Here is an 18806-nt window from a genome sequence, read left to right as displayed (position 1 = left end):
AGAGGGAAAATGAAACAGAGAAAAAGGCATCAAAAGATTCTGTGGGGACTGGGAATCCTTTTTCTGCTGGCGGCAGGCATATGGGCAGGGGTAAAAAAAGAGCAGAGCCAAAGAGAACAGAAGAAGCAGGAGATTTTGCAGAAGTATGTAAGAGAAGACGGCAGCCTGATCTACGGAGCCCACGACAATGCGCCTCCCCTTAGATATGTGGACAAAGATGGCATATACAAAGGGGTCGTAGTGGATTATATGTCCCAGTTGTCTCTGGAACTAGGAATAAAGATACGGACAGAGCCGTATAAATGGGAGAAGGCGCTTCAAAATCTAAGAGAAGATAAAACAGATTTTTGCGATATGTTCATTAACGAAGAGAGAAAGCAGCAATACGTGTTTTCTGATCCTATTTATCATCTGCGGGTGGTGCTGGTTACCCGGCGGGAGGATTCCCTGAATAAGTCGGATCTTGGCCGGATGAAAGTGGCTACGGAAAAGGGGGATTTTGCCAATAACTATCTGGAAAAAAATTATCCGCAGGCAGAGCTGGTCTATGTCAAGGATGTAGAAGAGGGGATGGAGGCTCTTGCAGACGGCCAGGTGGATGGAGTAGTGGGAGACGAACCGATCGTACTGTACCATCTGCAAGGGGGTGGGCAGCAGTTTCGCAGAGAGGTAGAGGTTCTTTATGAAGAGCCGGTGGTTCTTGCCATGCCGAAATCTCACGAGGATCTGGTGCCGGTGGTCAACCATGCGATCCATGAGATCAACAAAAAAGGACAGCTGGAGCAGATCCAGCAGAAGTGGTTTGGAATCTCTACCCCGTTGAAAAAGGTATATTCCGTCACGGAGTATCTCCGGTGGATCGTTCTGGGAATCGCAGCAGGCGTGGGGATTCTGGCGGTGATCGTCTGGAATAACCATACACTGAAGGAGAAGGTCAGACACCGGACGAAAGAGCTGTTAAGCAGCCGGAATGAACTGCAGCTGATCTTTGACAACATTCCGGAATACATCCTGATGGTAGACGAAAAGGGCAACATTAAAAACGCCAACAGGGAGCTGGTAAAAAAGGCGGGAGGTCGAAGGGAAAGCGTCCAGGGACAGTCTCTGGAACAGTTTTTTCAGGAGATCGGAATCGAGGAAAAAAAGCTGGCTGAGAGAATAGAGGCTCTGAAAGAGGAGGAAGGCATCCGACTGGAAATCCAAGGAGAAATCTATGAGCTTCGTGCCTATCGGGTAAAAGGAAAGGAAAAAGAGAATGGGCAGGTTATGATCACCCTGCGAAATATTACGCTGGACGAGATCCATAAGAAACAGTTGCTGCAGTCCTCCAAGATGATTGCTATCGGACAGCTGGCAGCGGGGATGGCGCATCAGATCCGGAATCCATTATCCATCATACGGATGCACGCTTTTATGCTGAAGTCCAGTCAAAATCTGGGAGACAGTGAGAAGGTGTCCATCGGCTATATTGATGAAAGTGTGCAAAGAGCAGGCTCCATCATTGATAATGTATTGAATTTCTGGAGAGTATCCGGAGACAACGACAGTATGCTGGATGTGAAAAAGATCCTGGATACGGTGATCCTGCTGGAGTCCAACAAGGCAAAAGGAAAATCTCTGGAGATTCAGACAGACTGCCGGGAAGGACTGTATATGCGGGGAAATGAAGAGGGGCTGACGCATATTTTGATGAATCTGCTGTCCAATGCCATTGATGCCATAGAAGAGGAGGGACGGATCCGGCTGTCAGCTAAACGGGAGGGCAAAGAGGTGGTCTTAACCTGTCAGGACTGGGGCTGCGGCATTCCGAAGGAGGCCATGGAAAGTCTGTTCCACCCTTTTTACACCACAAAAGAAACCGGAAAAGGAACGGGACTGGGCCTGTACATTGTGTACAATGAGGTGGAAAAAATGGGAGGCAGGATCCAGGTGGAGAGCGAGCCGGGAAAAGGATCCAAGTTCACGCTGTCCTTCCCGCAAAAAGAAGAAGTACAACAGGAGGAAGATCGTGAAGGAGAGATGTAAGATACTGGTTGTAGATGACGAGGCTTCGGCCAGGGAAAGCCTGGCACTGCTTCTGGAAAGTCAGGGATACCTGGTGAAAACGGCGGATTCTGCCGGGCAGGCCCTGGAGGAGCTGGAAAAAGAATACTTTCCTTTGGTAGTCACGGATATTATGATGCCGAAGACGGACGGGATCGCCTTTTTGCGGCAGATCAAGGAAACCTATCGGCAGACGGTAGAAGTGATCATGGTGACAGGTTACGGAACGGTGGAAACGGCCGTACAGACCATGAAGCTGGGAGCCTTTGGCTATTACATCAAAGGGAATCATCCGGAGGAGCTTCTGCTGGAGATCAAAAAGGCAGGGCAGCTGGTGGAGCTGAAGGCGGGAAAGGCGCAGCACGATGGAGAAAAAGAAACAAATTCATTTGTTTTCAGCAGAAATGCCAGGATGAAGGAGGTCTGGGAATGGGTGAAGGATGTGGCGGATACCAATGCCAATGTATTGATCACAGGGGAAACAGGAGTGGGAAAAGAGATCGTGGCAAATAAGATCCACAGTCTGAGCCGGCGAAGAGACGGACTGTTCCTTCCGGTGAACTGTCAGAATTACCCGGACAATCTCATCGAGTCAGAACTGTTTGGATACGAAAAAGGAGCCTTCACAGGAGCGTCGGCCAGACGGATCGGAAAGATTGAAGAAGCGGGAGGAGGCACCTTGTTTCTGGATGAGATCGGAGAGATGGGACTTCCTACGCAGATCATGCTTTTGCGGGCGTTGGAAAGCCGGCAGATCACCAGACTCGGTTCCAACCAGGCGATCTCGGTAGATTTCCGCCTGGTGAGCGCAACGAACCGTGACCTGCAAAAAGAAGTGGCGGCCGGGCGGTTCCGGGAGGACTTTTTTTACCGGATCAACACCATCGAGATCAGGGTACCGCCCCTTCGGGAAAGAAGGGAGGATCTGGAGGATCTGATTCCGTTCTTTCTTTCCAGGTACGAGAAGGAAACCGGAAAAACGATCAGAGAAATAGACCGAGAGACACAGGAATATCTATATCATTACGAATACCCGGGGAACATCCGGGAACTGAAAAACATGATCGAGCGCATGGTGATCCTGTCCAAAGACGGGATCCTGAGGCTTGGAGGCCGGGGAGCAGGACAGGAACCGGGAAAGCGGCAAAGCGTAAAGCCGTATCGGCAGGCAAGGCAGGAGTTTGAGAAGGAATATCTGCAGCATGCGCTGTCAGAGCACAGGAATCATATATCAGATACCGCAAAAGCCATTGGTCTTAGCAGAAGGCAGTTGTTCAACAAGATCACGGAGTACGGAATCGTGACGGAAAAGCAGGACACAAGGGGGAAAAAAGAAGAATAACCCGAAAAAGGATCCGGCAGAAGCATCGGAGCAACCAGGGACATAAAAGCCGGAACAAAGCTGTAAACACAGATGGAAATAAAATGCACAAAAGGGAGATCGAATAGACATAAAGCGGGAAATAAATTACCAGGCTGGAAATTTATTTCCCGTTTTTGCGGACAGAAAAAAGAAAAAGGAAGGCGGCTGCTACGGCAAAGCAGAAGTGAGCGGAAAAAAAGAGGAGCAGCGGTATCCTTTAAACCTCCTGAAAATGCAGGGCTTGCCGCGTGGGAAAAAGAAAAGAAAGAAAAAAATTGGCGGAAAATCCGGGGAAGGATCAGTTGGCACAGATTTTGCTTATTCTATAAGTATAAAAATCAGTTTATCAAGAGGAAAAGGAGGACTTATGGAAACAAAAAAAAGAAAATTGGAATTTTATGGGGGAACCTGGGTATCATTTCTGCCGTTTATCGTGTTCCTGATACTGATCGTCACGACGACCTTTGTATGGGGATCCATTTCAGACGGAGCGCTATGGGTGCCGGCATTTGCGGCGTTGCTGATCCCGTTTTTCCTGGCAAAGGACAAATATCATTATGCGTCCACCATTATTGAGGGGATTGCCAGCAAAGAGGCGGTCATCCCCATTGTGTGCTGGATTTTTGCGGGTGTATTTTCCCGGGTACTGAGAATGTCGGGACTGGCAGACGGAGTGGCGGGAATCGCGGCCAGCGTAGGAGTGGGCAGTACGCTGTTTGCAGTGATCACGTTTTTGGCTTCGGCGCTTCTGGCAACCGCATCGGGAACCGGATTTGGAACCATCGCGGCAGGGATGGGAGTCCTGTACCCGGCAGGCGTGGCGCTGGGAGCAAACCCTGCACTGCTGGCAGGAGCTATCATTTCAGGAGCGGCGTTTGGAGACAATCTGGCTCCGGTGTCGGACACCACCATCTGCTCTGCGACTTCTCAGGGAGTGGACGTGCCGGGCGTGGTGCGAAGCCGTCTGAAATATGCCATTCCGGCGGGGCTGATCACCATTATCTGCATCTTTGTGTACGGTGCTTTTACCGGAGGAGAAGGGGGCGCAGTGGCCCATTATGATTATGATCCCAAGACGCTTTTGATGTTCATTCCGGTGATCGTCACCATTGTGATCGCAGTGAAAACGGGAGATATCATCATTGCCACTACCATAGGAACCGTAGTGGGGATTGCAGTAGGAGTAGGCGCCGGACTGTTTGATTTTATCCAGATCGACGCGGTGGATCCCCAGGTACCGGCGGTGATCGCTGTTCATGGAGAAGGACTGGATCGGACGGTGGACGGTATTTTGTATACGGGACTAAACAGTATGATCCAGGTGTGCATCCTGGCCCTGCTGTTGTTTGGTTCCATCAATATCATGCGCCAGGGCGAGGGAGACGTGATGCTTTTGAAATCTCTGGGAAAGATTGCAAAAACACCCTTCAGTACAGAGCTGACCATTTCTCTTATGATCATTGTACTGTCGGGACTGATGGGGCTGAACGCTCCGGCGATCCTGGCAGTGGGGGCGTCCTTTGCAAAACCCATGGGAGAAAAACAGGGAATCAGCCCCTACCGTATCGCCAACCTGATGGATGCACAGTCTAATACGCTGGTATATACCCTGCCCTGGACACCGGCGATCATCTATACCTTGGGATTTGCAGCGGACAGCACGGCTCCGCTAAACGCAACGGCGGTAATGCCCTGCGTCTTCTATTGCTACGGAATGCTGCTGGTTATGCTGGTGACCATGATCCTGGGGATCGGAAGAAATGACGGAAGGAAGAACAGGCAGATGACCGGAAAGGAAAGCGTTCAGGAAGAAGCGGCAGAATAACCGCAGATGATGAAAGAGGTGAAGAGGATGTTTGAAGTAAAAAAAGGAGACTGGGTGGAGATTGAGACAATCGTTCTGCCTGCCTATGAAAGAGCTCCCCAGGTGCCGGAGGACACCATGAAATGCAGCCTGAAAATGTGGGTAAAGGGAGAAGCATGTGAAGACAAAAAAGAAGGGGAGGAGATAGAAATCCTGACAAATACAGGAAGAAGAGTCAGGGGAAAGCTGGTATCTCTCAATCCGGGGTACCATCATGATTACGGAGAGTTCCAGCCGGAGCTGATCCGGATCGAAAGACAGGTAAAAGAGATACTGGGAGGTGTGTCACATGAGTAAAGATATGTCTTATCAGGCGTTAAACAGCAGAAAAAGCCAGATCATGCATCAGGCAATGCAGATTCAATACGCGGAATTCGAATATGAGGGGATCGGATTTGACTACGAGAAGATGATGCAGGAAGCAGGCTACTCTATGGAGGAGATGCGCAAGATCCAGCTGGAGCATGGAGTGGGGAATACGCCCTTGCTGGAAATGCGGAACCTGACGGCGCTTGCCAGAAGCTGTGCAAAACCGGGGAAGGGAGCCAGGATCCTGGTAAAGGACGAGGCGTGCAACATTTCCGGAAGCTTTAAGGCGCGCCGAGCTGCCATTTCGGTTTACCATGCAAAAAAACTGGGATACAAAGGGGTGATCGCGGCAACCAGCGGAAATTACGGGGCGGCAGTAGCGGCACAGGCTGCGCTTTATGGTCTGAAGTGTATCGTGGTGCAGGAATGCTACGATGACAACAAGGTGGGACAGCCGGAAATCCTGGAAAAACAGAGGATCTGTGAAGCGCTGGGAGCGGAAGTGGTGCAGCTGACGGTGGGGCCGGAGTTGTTTACCACCTTCCTGGGACTTCTGGAGGATACCGGATATTTTAACGCTTCCTTGTATACGCCTTTTGGAATCGCCGGAGTGGAGACGCTGGGATACGAACTGGCTATGCAATGCCGGGAACGCTATGGAAAAGATCCGGACGTGGTGGTTTGCACCAATGCAGGAGGCGGCAATCTGACAGGCACGGCAAGAGGATTGAAGAAGGCGGGCGCAGAGAAAACAAAGATCGTAGGGGCAAGCATCGACCTGAAAGGACTGCACATGGCCTCCAACGACGATTTCAATAAAAAATCCTGCACTACCGGGCATACAGGCTTTGCCATTCCTTTCATTACCTGGCCGGACCGGTCGGATTGTCCGAGAAATGCGGCCAGAACGCTTCGATACATGGATGAGAATGTGCTGGTGAAGCAGGGAGAAGTATTTTACATGACGCAGGCTCTGGCAGTCCTGGAAGGATACGAGAGAGGCCCGGCAGGAAATACTTCCCTGACGGCAGCCTTTGCGCTGGCACAGGAGATGGATCAGGACGAGATCATTATCGTGCAGGAAACAGAGTACACCGGAGCAGGGAAACATACCCTTCCCCAGTTGACCTTTGCGAAGAAAAACGGCATCCAGGTACAGTTTGGGGATCCGGAGGAAGAGGTAGCAGGGAAAAGTCTGGTATTTCCGGAGCATCCGGGAATGATCAAGGCAAGGCCCTATGACCTGAAACGGGCAAAAACTTCTTATATCCACAATTGTGTAAAGCATTACCAGATGACCAAAGCCAGCGAGGAAGACATTGCCTTCATCATGGAAGAGATCAGGGAATCCCGGGAATTTGTGACAGAGAGACTGACACAGGAGGGAGTAGAGGTGTAGCGGAAAGGCAGACAGAGCATCTGTGTTCGCCGGTTTCGATTACATGGACGTTCCGACAGAAGGATAAGATACGACACTTCTGCCACAGCAGAAGAGAAAGAGGCTGACAGAAAGAAAAAGGGATCTCCCCCAAACCGTTTTACGGCGGATCGGGAGGTCCTTTCTTCTTGGCAGAGCGGGCGGCAAAAAAGGTGGAAAGAAACCTTTTTGTATGGGAAAATGAACAAAAGGAATCGGAATAATAGCTAGACTTTTGTCAATCTTAAGGATATAATGAATCCATACGGTATGTTGTACTATAAGTATCATATTTTATAAGGAGGAACAATAGAAATGGCAAGAAAAATGAAGACTATGGACGGTAATCAGGCTGCGGCTCACGTATCCTATGCGTATACCGAAGTTGCGGCGATCTATCCGATCACTCCATCCTCAGTTATGCCTGAGCACATCGATGAGTGGGCAACGGAAGGGAGACAGAACATTTTCGGACAGACAGTCCAGGTAACAGAGATGCAGTCAGAGGCAGGCGCGGCAGGAGCGGTACACGGCTCGCTGGCAGCGGGAGCTTTGACCACTACCTTTACAGCGTCACAGGGGCTGCTGCTTATGATTCCCAATATTTATAAAGTGGCAGGAGAACAGCTTCCGGGAGTGTTCAACGTATCTGCAAGAGCGATTGCAAGCCATGCACTGTCTATTTTTGGGGACCATTCCGACGTATATGCTTGTCGTCAGACAGGTGCTGCCATGCTTTGCGCATCCAGCGTACAGGAAGTAATGGACCTGACTCCGGTAGCACACTGTGCAGCTCTGAAGGGAAAGCTTCCTTTTATCAATTTCTTTGACGGATTCCGTACTTCTCACGAGATCCAGAAGATTGAAACATGGGATTACGAGGATCTGAAGGACCTGGTAGATCTGGATGCCATCGATGCTTTCAGAAATCACGCACTGAACCCGAATCATCCGTGCCACAGAGGATCTGCTCAGAATCCTGACATTTTCTTCCAGGCAAGAGAAGCAAGCAACTCCTACTACGATGCTATGCCGGCGATCGTAACAGAGTATATGGACAAGGTAAATGCTAAGATCGGAACAGACTACAAGCTCTTTAACTACTACGGGGCGCCGGATGCAGAAAAGGTGATCATCGCCATGGGATCTGTCTGTGATACGATAGAGGAGACGATTGATTACCTGATGGAAGCAGGAGAAAAAGTGGGTGTTGTAAAAGTGCGTCTGTACAGACCGTTCTACACACCGGCACTGCTGGATGTGATTCCGGAGACCGTTAAAGTGATCAACGTTCTGGACAGGACCAAAGAGCCGGGAGCACAGGGAGAGCCTCTGTACCTGGATGTGGTTTCTGCACTGAAGGGAACTAAATTCGATCAGGTAAAGATCAACTGCGGACGTTATGGTCTGGGATCCAAGGATACGACTCCGGCTCAGATCGTAGCTGTGTTTAACAACGAAGCAAAAGAAAGATTTACTATCGGTATCGTGGATGATGTGACCAACCTGTCTCTGGAGACGGCAGGACATCTGGTTACCACACCGAAGGGAACCATCAACTGTAAGTTCTGGGGACTGGGTGCCGACGGTACGGTAGGAGCAAATAAAAACTCCATCAAGATCATTGGTGACAACACAGATATGTATGCACAGGCATACTTTGATTACGATTCCAAAAAATCCGGTGGTGTGACCATGTCTCACCTGCGTTTTGGAAAAGAACCCATCAAGTCCACCTACCTGATCCGCAAGGCAAACTTTGTGGCCTGCCACAACCCGTCCTATGTAGATAAGTATAACATGGTACAGGAGTTGGTAGACGGAGGTACCTTCCTTTTGAACTGTCCATGGGATATGGAAGGACTGGAGAAGCACCTTCCGGGACAGGTGAAGGCATTTATCGCAAACCACGGCATCAAGCTGTACACCATCGACGGAATCAAGATCGGAAAAGAGATCGGACTGGGAGGACGTATCAATACCGTGCTGCAGTCTGCCTTCTTCAAGCTGGCGTCCATCATTCCGGAAGAAGAAGCTATTGATCTGATGAAAAAGGCTGCAAAAGCAACCTACGGAAGAAAGGGCGACAAGATCGTTCAGATGAACTACGACGCTATCGATGCGGGAGCAAAGCAGGTAGTGGAGATCACCGTTCCGGATTCCTGGAAGAACTGCGAAGACGAAGGCCTTCACTCTCCCAGCATCAAAGGCGGAGCAGATGATGTTGTAAACTTCGTAAAGAATGTGCAGGCAAAGGTAAATGCACAGGAAGGAAACAATCTTCCGGTATCTGCCTTTACAGAATACGCAGACGGATCTACGCCGTCCGGAACAGCAGCTTATGAGAAGCGTGGAATCGCTGTGGATATCCCGTGCTGGAAAGAAGAAAACTGTATCCAGTGTAACCGCTGCGCTTATGTATGTCCGCATGCGGTAATCCGCCCGGTGGCTCTGACAGAAGAAGAGTTTGCAAATGCACCGGAAGGCACAAAAGCTATCGACATGATCGGTATGCCGGGAATGAAGTTTGTGATCAGCGTTTCCGGATATGACTGTACCGGATGTGGCTCTTGTGCAAACGTTTGTCCCGGAAAGAAGGGCGAAAAGGCACTGGTGCTTGAAAATATGGAAGCAAACGCAGACGAGGCACAGAAGATCTTTGATTTCGGAAGAGAGATTCCTGTAAAGCCGGAGATCGTTGCCAAATTCAAACCGGAAACAGTAAAGGGAAGTCAGTTCAAACAGCCGCTGCTTGAGTTCTCAGGCGCTTGTGCAGGCTGCGGAGAAACACCGTATGCCAAGCTGATCACCCAGCTGTTTGGAGACAGGATGTACATTGCAAATGCAACCGGATGCTCCTCTATCTGGGGAAATTCCTCACCGTCCACTCCTTACACAGTGACTCCGGAAGGAAAGGGACCGGCATGGTCCAACTCTCTGTTTGAGGACAATGCAGAGTTCGGTTACGGTATGCTGCTGGCACAGAAAGCCATCCGTAAGAGACTAAAAGAAAATGTGGAAACCATCCTGGCATCCGATCAGGCATCGGAAGCAGTAAAGGCAGCTTGTCAGGAATATTTGGATACCTTCGCCAGCGGCGTGACCAACGGCGATGCAGCAGATAAACTGGTAGCAGCACTGGAAGGCATTGACTGTGACGTATGCAAGGAAGTGGTAAAGAACAAAGACTTCCTGGCAAAGAAATCCCAGTGGATCTTCGGTGGAGACGGATGGGCTTACGACATCGGATTCGGTGGTCTGGATCATGTGATCGCCAGCGGAGAAGATATCAATATCATGGTATTTGATACGGAAGTATATTCCAACACCGGAGGACAGTCCTCCAAGGCAACCAAGACAGGTGCTACCGCTCAGTTTGCAGCAGGCGGAAAAGAGACGAAGAAGAAAGATCTGGCAGCTATCGCAATGAGCTACGGATATGTATACGTGGCACAGATCGCGATGGGAGCAGACTTTAACCAGACGGTAAAAGCGATCGCCGAGGCAGAGGCTTATCCGGGACCATCTATCATCATTGCATACGCTCCTTGTATCAACCATGGAATCAAGGCCGGTATGGGCAAGGCGCAGACAGAAGAGCAGCTGGCGGTAGAGTGCGGATACTGGTATAACTTCCGGTTCAATCCGGCAGCAGAAGGCGGCAAGTTCTCTCTGGACAGCAAGGAGCCTAAGGGTGACTACCAGGCATTCTTGGACGGAGAAGTTCGTTACAATGCACTGAAGAGAGCAAATCCGGAAAAGGCTGCAAGACTCTTTGCAAAGAACGAGGCAGAAGCTAAGAGCCAGTACACACATCTGAAGAAACTGGTAGAGCTTTACAAGCCGGATGCAGAGTAAGCAAAAAAGACGGAACCAAGACAAAAGTAAAAAAGTAAAAAACTTATAGCCAAAGAAAAATAAAGCGTGACTTTATGGCCTCTTTGTGCTATAAGTATTAAAAGGGAATTTGGTAGAGGCGCGAGATTCATCAGTAACCGGAAAGCCACAGCGTGGGAAGCTGCTTTTTGGAGAAAGGGGAGATCGCCGAAGAGATGGGATGACCCGCATCCTTTCTCTGGTTTACGGTAGAAGATATCGTGGACTGTCACTAATCGTGGAGCGCTATCAGAGTATAAGATTTCAAGTAAGAGAAGTTTATGCCATGAGTGTGCCTGCGCGTGCGCTCATGGCATTTTACGATTCGTGGAAAATTCCCGGAATTATCATGATACAGAAAGGAAGTTTTTACGATGAGGAACAAGAGAAGATGGTTAGGGGGAGCATTTGCGCTGACAATGCTTCTGGTATGTAGCTGTATGACAACGTTTGCAGCAGAAAAGGCGGAGTACGTCCCTAAAATGTATGCAAGCTTTTGGGCGCTGATCCCGCCGGTGGTGGCGATCGCGCTGGCGTTGATCACAAAGGAGGTTTATAGCTCCCTCTTTGTGGGGATCTTAATGGGAGGTTTGTTTTACTCGGGATTTACCTTTGAAAAAACAGTTACCCATGTATTCCAGGACGGGATCATAGGTGTGCTGTCTGACAGCTACAATGTGGGAATTTTAGTATTCCTGGTGATCCTGGGAGTTATGGTATCTATGATGAACCGGGCAGGCGGCTCTGCAGCCTTTGGACGCTGGGCCGGCAAGCGGATCAAGACCAGAACAGGCGCACAGCTGGCAACCATCATTCTGGGCGTACTGATCTTTATAGACGATTATTTTAACTGCCTGACGGTAGGAAGCGTCATGCGTCCGGTTACGGACAAGCACAACGTTTCCAGAGCGAAGCTGTCCTATCTGATCGACGCTACGGCGGCTCCGGTCTGCATTATCGCACCTATCTCCTCCTGGGCGGCGGCCGTTACGGGGTTTGTAAAGGGAGAGGATGGATTTTCCATCTTTATCCGTGCCATCCCCTATAACTATTACGCTATTCTTACCATTGTGATGATGCTGGCCATCGTTTATCTCAAGATGGATTACGGTACGATGCGGGTACACGAAAAGAACGCCATCAACGGGGATATCTACACGACACCGGACAGACCTTATGCCAATGCAGAGGTGGAAGTGGATGAAAGCAAGGGCGGCGTGATCGACCTGATCCTGCCTATCCTGATGCTGATTGTGTGCTGTGTGATCGGTATGATCTACACCGGTGGATTTTTCTCCGGCGCAAGTTTTGTAGAAGCCTTTTCGGGCAGTGACGCATCTGTAGGGCTGGTGCTGGGAAGCTTTTTTGCACTGGTGATCACCATTGTGTTCTATGCGGCTCGTAAGGTCTTGAAGTTTAAAGAATCCATGGAATGTGTTCCGGAAGGCTTTAAGGCGATGGTACCTGCGATTTTGATCCTGACCTTTGCCTGGACCTTGAAAGCCATGACAGACAGCCTGGGCGCAGCAAAATATGTGGCAGGCGTCATGGATTCGGCAGCAGGCGGTCTGATCAATCTGCTTCCGGCCATTATCTTCCTGGTAGGATGCTTCCTGGCCTTTGCGACAGGAACCTCCTGGGGGACCTTTGGGATCCTGATCCCTATTGTAGTGGCAGTATTCTCAGGAACCAATGAGACTATGATGATCATCTCCATTTCAGCATGTATGGCGGGAGCCGTATGTGGGGATCACTGTTCTCCCATTTCCGATACGACCATCATGGCGTCGGCAGGGGCACAGTGCAACCATGTCAACCATGTAACCACTCAGCTGCCGTATGCACTGACGGTGGCAGGAGTATCCTTCGTTAATTATGTGATCGTAGGCTTCGTTCAGAATCCTTACATCGGACTTCCGGTAGGAATCCTTTTAATGCTGGGAACTCTGCTGGTGATTCGGAAAATCTCGAAGGAAAAAGAGGCTTAGGAAATAAAAAATACAGAAGCATGGAAAGCGGCAGATCGGAAGATTTGCCGCTTTTTGACATGAAAAAGGGAAGGCTCCGTTATTGCACCTTTGAGGGGGGGATGCTATACTTAAAGAGATATTTTACAGAAAAAAGAGAGGAGATTTATCTGTTCATGAGTATAGAAAGAGTGGATGCATACAGAGTCAAAGGAGAGAGTGTGTTGGAGGGAATTTCCGCCAAAGCTACCCTTCTGGAGCATAAAAAGACGGGAGCCAGAGTGGTTCTGCTGGAGAACGAAGACAAAAACAAGGTGTTTCAGATCGGGTTTCGGACGCCGGTAAAAGACAGTACAGGCGTTCCCCATATCATGGAGCATTCTGTGCTGTGCGGATCCCGGAATTTTCCGGTAAAGGATCCCTTTGTGGAGCTGGTGAAGGGCTCTTTGAACACCTTTTTGAATGCCATGACCTATCCGGACAAGACGGTTTATCCGGTGGCAAGCTGCAACGACAAGGATTTTCAGAATCTGATGCATGTATATATGGACGCAGTATTTTATCCTAATATCTACCAGAAAAAGGAGATCTTCCTGCAGGAGGGCTGGAGCTACAAGCTGGAGGATATAGAGGGAAAGCTGGAATACAACGGAGTGGTCTACAATGAGATGAAAGGAGCGTTTTCCTCGCCGGAGGGAGTGCTGGACCGGGTGGTGCTGAATACGCTGTTTCCGGATACTTCTTACGCCAACGAATCGGGAGGGGATCCGGAGTGTATCCCGGATCTGACCTATGAGGAATTTCTGGAATTTCACCGAACCTACTATCATCCCTCCAACAGCTACATTTATCTGTACGGGAAGATGGACATGGAAGAAAAACTGAGATGGCTGGATGCGGAATACCTGCAGCATTTTCAGAAGCTGGAGGTGGATTCTGCTATTTCTCTCCAAAAACCGTTTTCAGAAATGAAAGAAAAAGAGATCTTTTATTCTATTACCAACGAAGAAGGGGAGGAAGACAACACCTACCTGTCCTACAATAAGGTGATCGGAACCAATCTGGATCGGGAGCTGTATCTGGCATTTCAGATCCTGGATTATGTCCTTCTTTCTGCGCCGGGAGCCGTTTTGAAGAAAGCACTGCTGGAACAACAGATCGGGAAAGATATTATGGGATCCTATGATAACAGCACCTACCAGCCTGTCTTTTCCGTAGTGGCAAAGAATGCCAATCCGGAGGAAAAGGAAGCTTTTGTGCAGACGGTGGAGGACACCCTGCGCCACCTGGTGGAAAAGGGGATCGACAAAAGAGCGCTGGAGGCAGGGATCAACTATCATGAATTCCGGAGCAAGGAGGCGGATTTTGGGAACTATCCCAAAGGGCTGATGTACGGACTTCAGATGATGGACAGCTGGCTGTATGATGATAATAGTCCGTTTCTCCACCTGGAAGCAGAGGCGTTGTTTCCGCTGCTGCGGGAAAGGGTGGGCACAGGATATTATGAAGACCTGATCCGAACCTATCTGCTGGAAAATCCACATGGAGCGGTGGTGACGGTCCTGCCGGAAAAAGGAAGGACGCTCAGGCTGGATAAGGAACTGGAAGAGAAGCTGCAGACCTACAAAGAGAGCCTGGCCCAAGAAGAGAGGGAAGCCCTGGTACGGCAGACACAGAGACTTCTGGAATACCAGTCCTCCGAAGAAAGAGAAGAAGACATCCAAAAGATTCCGGTGCTGAAGCGGACGGATATTTCCCGGGAGGTAGAGCCGGTATACAATGAAAAGATCATGGTTTCCGAGACGCCGGTGATCCTCCATGACATTGAGACCAACGGCATCGGATATGTGGATTTTCTGTTTTATTTTACCGGAATAGAAGAAGAGTTGCTGCCATATGTGGGGATTTTGCAGGCGGTTCTCGGAATCATTGATACGGAGAATTTTGAGTACGGAGAATTTTTTGACGAGATCAACGTACATACAGGAGGGATCGAAACATCCTTGGAGCTGTATCCGGATCTGGGCGACTCTTCCGGGAAAGAGTACCAGTGCACCTTTGAAGTGAAAGCAAAGGCTTTGTTCCCCAAGCTTCCGGTGGCATTTCGCATGACAGAAGAAATGCTGCTTCGTTCCAAACTGGAGGATGAAAAACGACTGAAAGAGATCCTGTCCATGGTGAAATCCAGGCTGCTGATGAAATTCCAGTCGGCAGGGCATGCCACAGCGATCCGGCGGGCAGCGTCCTATGCATCTCCGGCATCCAGGGTCAAGGAGCTGACCGGCGGCATTGCCTTCTATGAGGTGGTAAAACGACTGGAAGAACACTTTGAAGAAGAAAAGGAAGGACTGAAGAGGCAGTTGCGGGAGCTGGCGAAAAGACTGTTTTGCCGGGAAAATCTGTGTATCAGCTACACAGCGCCAAAGAAACGGCTGTCAGAGATAGAAAGCTGTATCAAAACCCTGGAACAGAAGCTGTGGAAGGGACAGGCGCAGACAAAGATCCGTCCGGTGTCCTGTAAAAAAGAAAAAGAAGGATTTCAAACGGCGTCCAAGGTACAGTATGTGGTGCAGGCAGGAAATTTTCGGGAGAAAGGATTTGACTATGTGGGAACCCTGCAGATCTTGCGGGTGATTTTAAGCTACGACTATCTGTGGCAGAATGTAAGGGTAAAGGGCGGAGCCTATGGCTGTATGAGCGGATTCAGTCGAACAGGGGAGGGGTATTTTGCCTCCTACCGGGATCCCAATCTCAGAAAAACCCTGGAAGTATATCGGGGAGTGGTGGAGTATCTCCGCACTTTTCAGGTGACGGAACGAGACATGACCAAATACATCATTGGGACCATCAGCAATCTGGATCAGCCTATGACGCCGGCGGCAGCAGGGGATCGATCCATGAACCTGCATATGTGCGGACTGACGCTGGATCGGATCCGTGAGGAAAGAAGGCAGATACTGGAGGCTGGTCAGGAGGATATCCGGAAGCTGGCGGATATTGTGGAAGCGGTGCTGGAAGCCGGTCAGATCTGCGTAGTGGGAAGTGAAGAAAAGCTCCGGGAAGACAGAGAGCTGTTTGATGTGATCACAGGATTTTAGGAGAGATTCTTTCGATAAAGGAAAAGAAGGAGAAGAAGATGGAGACAGGATATAAGTCAGGGTTTGTGACCCTGATCGGACGTCCCAATGTGGGGAAGTCCACGCTGATGAATTATCTGATCGGACAAAAGATCGCGATCACCTCTAACAAACCGCAGACTACGAGAAATCGTATCCAGACGGTATTGACAACAGAAGCCGGGCAGATCGTATTTGTAGATACCCCAGGGATCCACAAGGCAAAAAACAGGCTGGGAGAATATATGGTACAGACCGCAAAGCAGACACTGGGAGAAGTGGACGTGATCCTGTGGCTGGTGGAGCCGTCTACCTTTATCGGGGAAGGAGAAAGGCAGATCGCATCCCGATTAAGAGAAGTGAGGACACCGGTCATTCTGGTGATCAACAAGATCGACAGCGTCAAAAAAGAAGAGGTGTTTCCCTGCATCAATGCCTATAAGGAGCTGTGCGACTTCACGGCCATCGTTCCGGTCTCAGCCAGAAACGGAGAAAACACAAAAGAATTGTTAAAGGTAACCTTTGGCTGCCTTCCGGAAGGTCCCAGGTTTTATGAGGAGGATACCATCACGGATCAGCCGGAACGGCAGATCGTGGCAGAACTGATCCGGGAGAAGGCCCTCCATGCACTGCAGGAGGAGATTCCCCACGGAATAGCGGTTGTGATAGAAAGGATGCAGAAGCAGAAAAAGGTCGTGCACATTGACGCTGCCATTATCTGTGAAAGAGAGTCCCACAAGGGGATCATCATAGGGAAGCAGGGAGCCATGCTGAAAAAGATCGGAAGCACGGCCCGGTTTGAAATAGAAAGGCTTTTGGGCGAAAAGGTCAATCTGAAACTGTGGGTCAAGGTAAAAAAAGGATGGCGTGACAGTGAATTTCTCATGAAGAATTTCGGCTATCACAAAGACGAAAGATAGGCGGGAAAACAGGTGGTAAATCAAATCAAAGTAACCGGCATGATCCTTTCCAGTACGCCTGTGGGAGAATATGACAGAAGAGTAGTTCTGCTGACGAAGGAAAGAGGAAAGATATCCGGATTTGCCAGAGGAGCAAGAAGGCAGGGGAGTTCTCTTTTGGGGGCAACAGGAGCCTTTACCTTTGGAAAATTTACAGTATATGAAGGAAAAAGCTCCTACACGCTGGTCCAGGCAGAAGTCATCAATTATTTTTCGGAGCTGAGAGGCGATACGAAATGGGTCTGCCGCGGGCTGTATTTCCTGGAAATGGCAGATTATTATGCGCGGGAAGGAACGGATGAGACCCTTCTTTTAAAGCTTTTGTATCAGTCACTGCGGGCTTTGACGGCAAAAAGCATTCCCGATTCTCTGGTACAGGTGATTTTTGAATGGAAAGCCATTGCCATCAACGGAGAAGGACCGCAGGCATTTAGCTGTGTATTCTGCGGCAAAAAGGAAGGACTGGAACGATTTAGCATGAGACGGGGAGGACTGGTCTGCGGAAAGTGTCAGGAGGAAGGGAGGAAGCTGCACCCTTCTACCGTTTACACACTGCAGTATATCCTGAGCGCTCCGGTGGAACAGCTATATCAGTTTGTAGTCAGCCGGCAGGTTCAGGAAGAGTTGGAAACATTATGGAAAGATTATAGCAGGATCCACATCGACAAAACGTTTCAGACATTGGAGATCCTAAAGCAGATCGCAGGAGAGTGACAGATCAAAAAGAGAACTCTCTGCCGTGAAAGCAGGGATCTGAAAAAAGAGGAAAGACGGAAGTCTGAAAAGCCGGGGAAGCCGCGGAGAAGGAAAGGAATCCTTGAAAAAGCACGGGGGACAGGCTATAATGATAAAACATAAACGAAGAACACAGGGACAAGGAAGAGAGGTAGAAGTATGGCAGAAAAGACGATGGAAAAAATTGTAGCGTTGGCAAAATCCAGAGGATTTGTATATCCGGGATCAGAGATCTACGGAGGTCTTGCCAATACATGGGATTATGGAAATCTGGGTGTAGAATTGAAAAATAACGTGAAAAAAGCCTGGTGGCAGAAATTTGTCCAGGAATCTCCCTACAACGTGGGAGTGGATTGTGCCATTCTAATGAATCCGCAGACCTGGGTTGCCAGCGGACATCTGGGCGGGTTCAGTGATCCTCTGATGGACTGCAAGGAGTGCCATGAGCGTTTTCGTGCCGACAAGATGATCGAAGACTACGCAAAGGAAGCGGGGCTGGATATCGGGGAGAGCATTGACGGATGGAGCCACGAGCAGATGGAGGCTTATATCGCGGAGCATAAGATTCCCTGTCCATCCTGTAAAAGCCATAATTTTACGGAGATCCGGGAATTTAACCTGATGTTCAAGACCTTCCAGGGAGTGACGGAGGACGCTAAGAATGTGGTTTATTTAAGGCCGGAAACCGCACAGGGCATTTTTGTCAACTTTAAAAATGTGCAGAGAACCTCCAGAAAGAAGATCCCGTTTGGAATCTGTCAGATCGGAAAATCCTTCCGGAACGAGATCACACCGGGAAATTTCACCTTCCGTACCCGGGAGTTTGAACAGATGGAGTGCGAGTTCTTCTGCAAGCCCGGCACGGATCTGGAGTGGTTCGCCTACTGGAAGGACTTCTGCAAGAACTGGCTGACCTCCCTGGGCATCAAGGAAGAGTCCCTGCGGCTGCGGGATCATGAGCCTGCCGAGCTGGCCTTCTATTCCCGTGCCACCACCGACATCGAATACCAGTTCCCCTTCGGCTCCGGCTGGGGCGAGCTGTGGGGCATTGCCGACCGCACCAACTACGACCTGGGCCGCCATCAGGAGGCCTCCGGCAAGAGCCTGGAATACTTCGATCAGGAGAAGGGCGAGCACTACATTCCCTACGTTATCGA

Annotated in this window: 11 protein-coding genes and 1 riboswitch; all 11 genes read left to right on the top strand. The window is 49.8% G+C overall.

Translation table 11 applies throughout. From position 1 onward, the window contains the following. Positions 1–9 precede the first annotated feature (9 nt). Positions 10–2025 carry an ATP-binding protein gene (locus SOW26_RS02030; RefSeq protein ID WP_276960211.1) on the top strand — a complete coding sequence of 672 codons (2016 nt, stop codon included), beginning with the start codon at positions 10–12 and terminating at the stop codon, positions 2023–2025. Then, on the top strand, positions 2009–3385 hold the full coding sequence (locus tag SOW26_RS02025; RefSeq protein WP_320651806.1) for a sigma-54-dependent transcriptional regulator: 1377 nt from the start codon (positions 2009–2011) through the stop codon (positions 3383–3385). The genes SOW26_RS02030 and SOW26_RS02025 overlap by 17 nt, the downstream gene beginning before the upstream one ends. A gap of 388 nt (positions 3386–3773) precedes the next feature. Beyond that, the gene (locus tag SOW26_RS02020; protein ID WP_276959901.1) at positions 3774–5231 is read left to right on the top strand and encodes a Na+/H+ antiporter NhaC family protein; all 1458 of its coding nucleotides are present in this window, start codon (positions 3774–3776) and stop codon (positions 5229–5231) included. A gap of 27 nt (positions 5232–5258) precedes the next feature. Beyond that, positions 5259–5567 (top strand): 2-amino-4-oxopentanoate thiolase subunit OrtA, encoded by a 309-nt coding sequence (gene ortA / locus SOW26_RS02015; protein ID WP_320651805.1) that lies wholly within the window; start codon positions 5259–5261, stop codon positions 5565–5567. Continuing rightward, positions 5560–6978: a 2-amino-4-oxopentanoate thiolase subunit OrtB gene (gene ortB / locus SOW26_RS02010; protein WP_276959903.1), complete on the top strand. Its 1419-nt coding sequence runs from the start codon at positions 5560–5562 to the stop codon at positions 6976–6978. Before ortA ends, ortB begins: the two co-directional genes overlap by 8 nt. Positions 6979–7311: 333 nt before the next feature. Next, the gene (gene nifJ / locus SOW26_RS02005; protein ID WP_320651804.1) at positions 7312–10854 is read left to right on the top strand and encodes a pyruvate:ferredoxin (flavodoxin) oxidoreductase; all 3543 of its coding nucleotides are present in this window, start codon (positions 7312–7314) and stop codon (positions 10852–10854) included. Between the two features lie 105 nt (positions 10855–10959). Next, positions 10960–11129, top strand: a riboswitch (Lysine riboswitch). 117 nt (positions 11130–11246) lie between these two features. Continuing rightward, positions 11247–12860 (top strand): Na+/H+ antiporter NhaC family protein, encoded by a 1614-nt coding sequence (locus SOW26_RS02000; RefSeq protein ID WP_320651803.1) that lies wholly within the window; start codon positions 11247–11249, stop codon positions 12858–12860. A gap of 155 nt (positions 12861–13015) precedes the next feature. Next, a complete protein-coding gene (locus SOW26_RS01995) occupies positions 13016–15937 on the top strand; it encodes an insulinase family protein (RefSeq protein WP_320651802.1) in 2922 nt (973 codons plus the stop codon). A 38-nt stretch (positions 15938–15975) separates the two neighbouring features. After that, on the top strand, positions 15976–16875 hold the full coding sequence (gene era / locus SOW26_RS01990; protein ID WP_320651801.1) for a GTPase Era: 900 nt from the start codon (positions 15976–15978) through the stop codon (positions 16873–16875). Positions 16876–16887: 12 nt separating this feature from the next. After that, positions 16888–17628: a DNA repair protein RecO gene (gene recO / locus SOW26_RS01985; protein WP_320651800.1), complete on the top strand. Its 741-nt coding sequence runs from the start codon at positions 16888–16890 to the stop codon at positions 17626–17628. Positions 17629–17808: 180 nt separating this feature from the next. Continuing rightward, the coding region (locus tag SOW26_RS01980; protein ID WP_320651799.1) for a glycine--tRNA ligase at positions 17809–18806 on the top strand (998 nt) is incomplete at its 3' end.

It is taken from the genome of Suipraeoptans intestinalis (assembly GCF_034091795.1).
In the GTDB taxonomy this organism is placed as follows: domain Bacteria; phylum Bacillota; class Clostridia; order Lachnospirales; family Lachnospiraceae; genus Suipraeoptans; species Suipraeoptans intestinalis.
The sequence above is the reverse complement of the archived record's forward strand: the minus strand, read 5'-3'. Positions and strand labels throughout refer to the sequence as shown.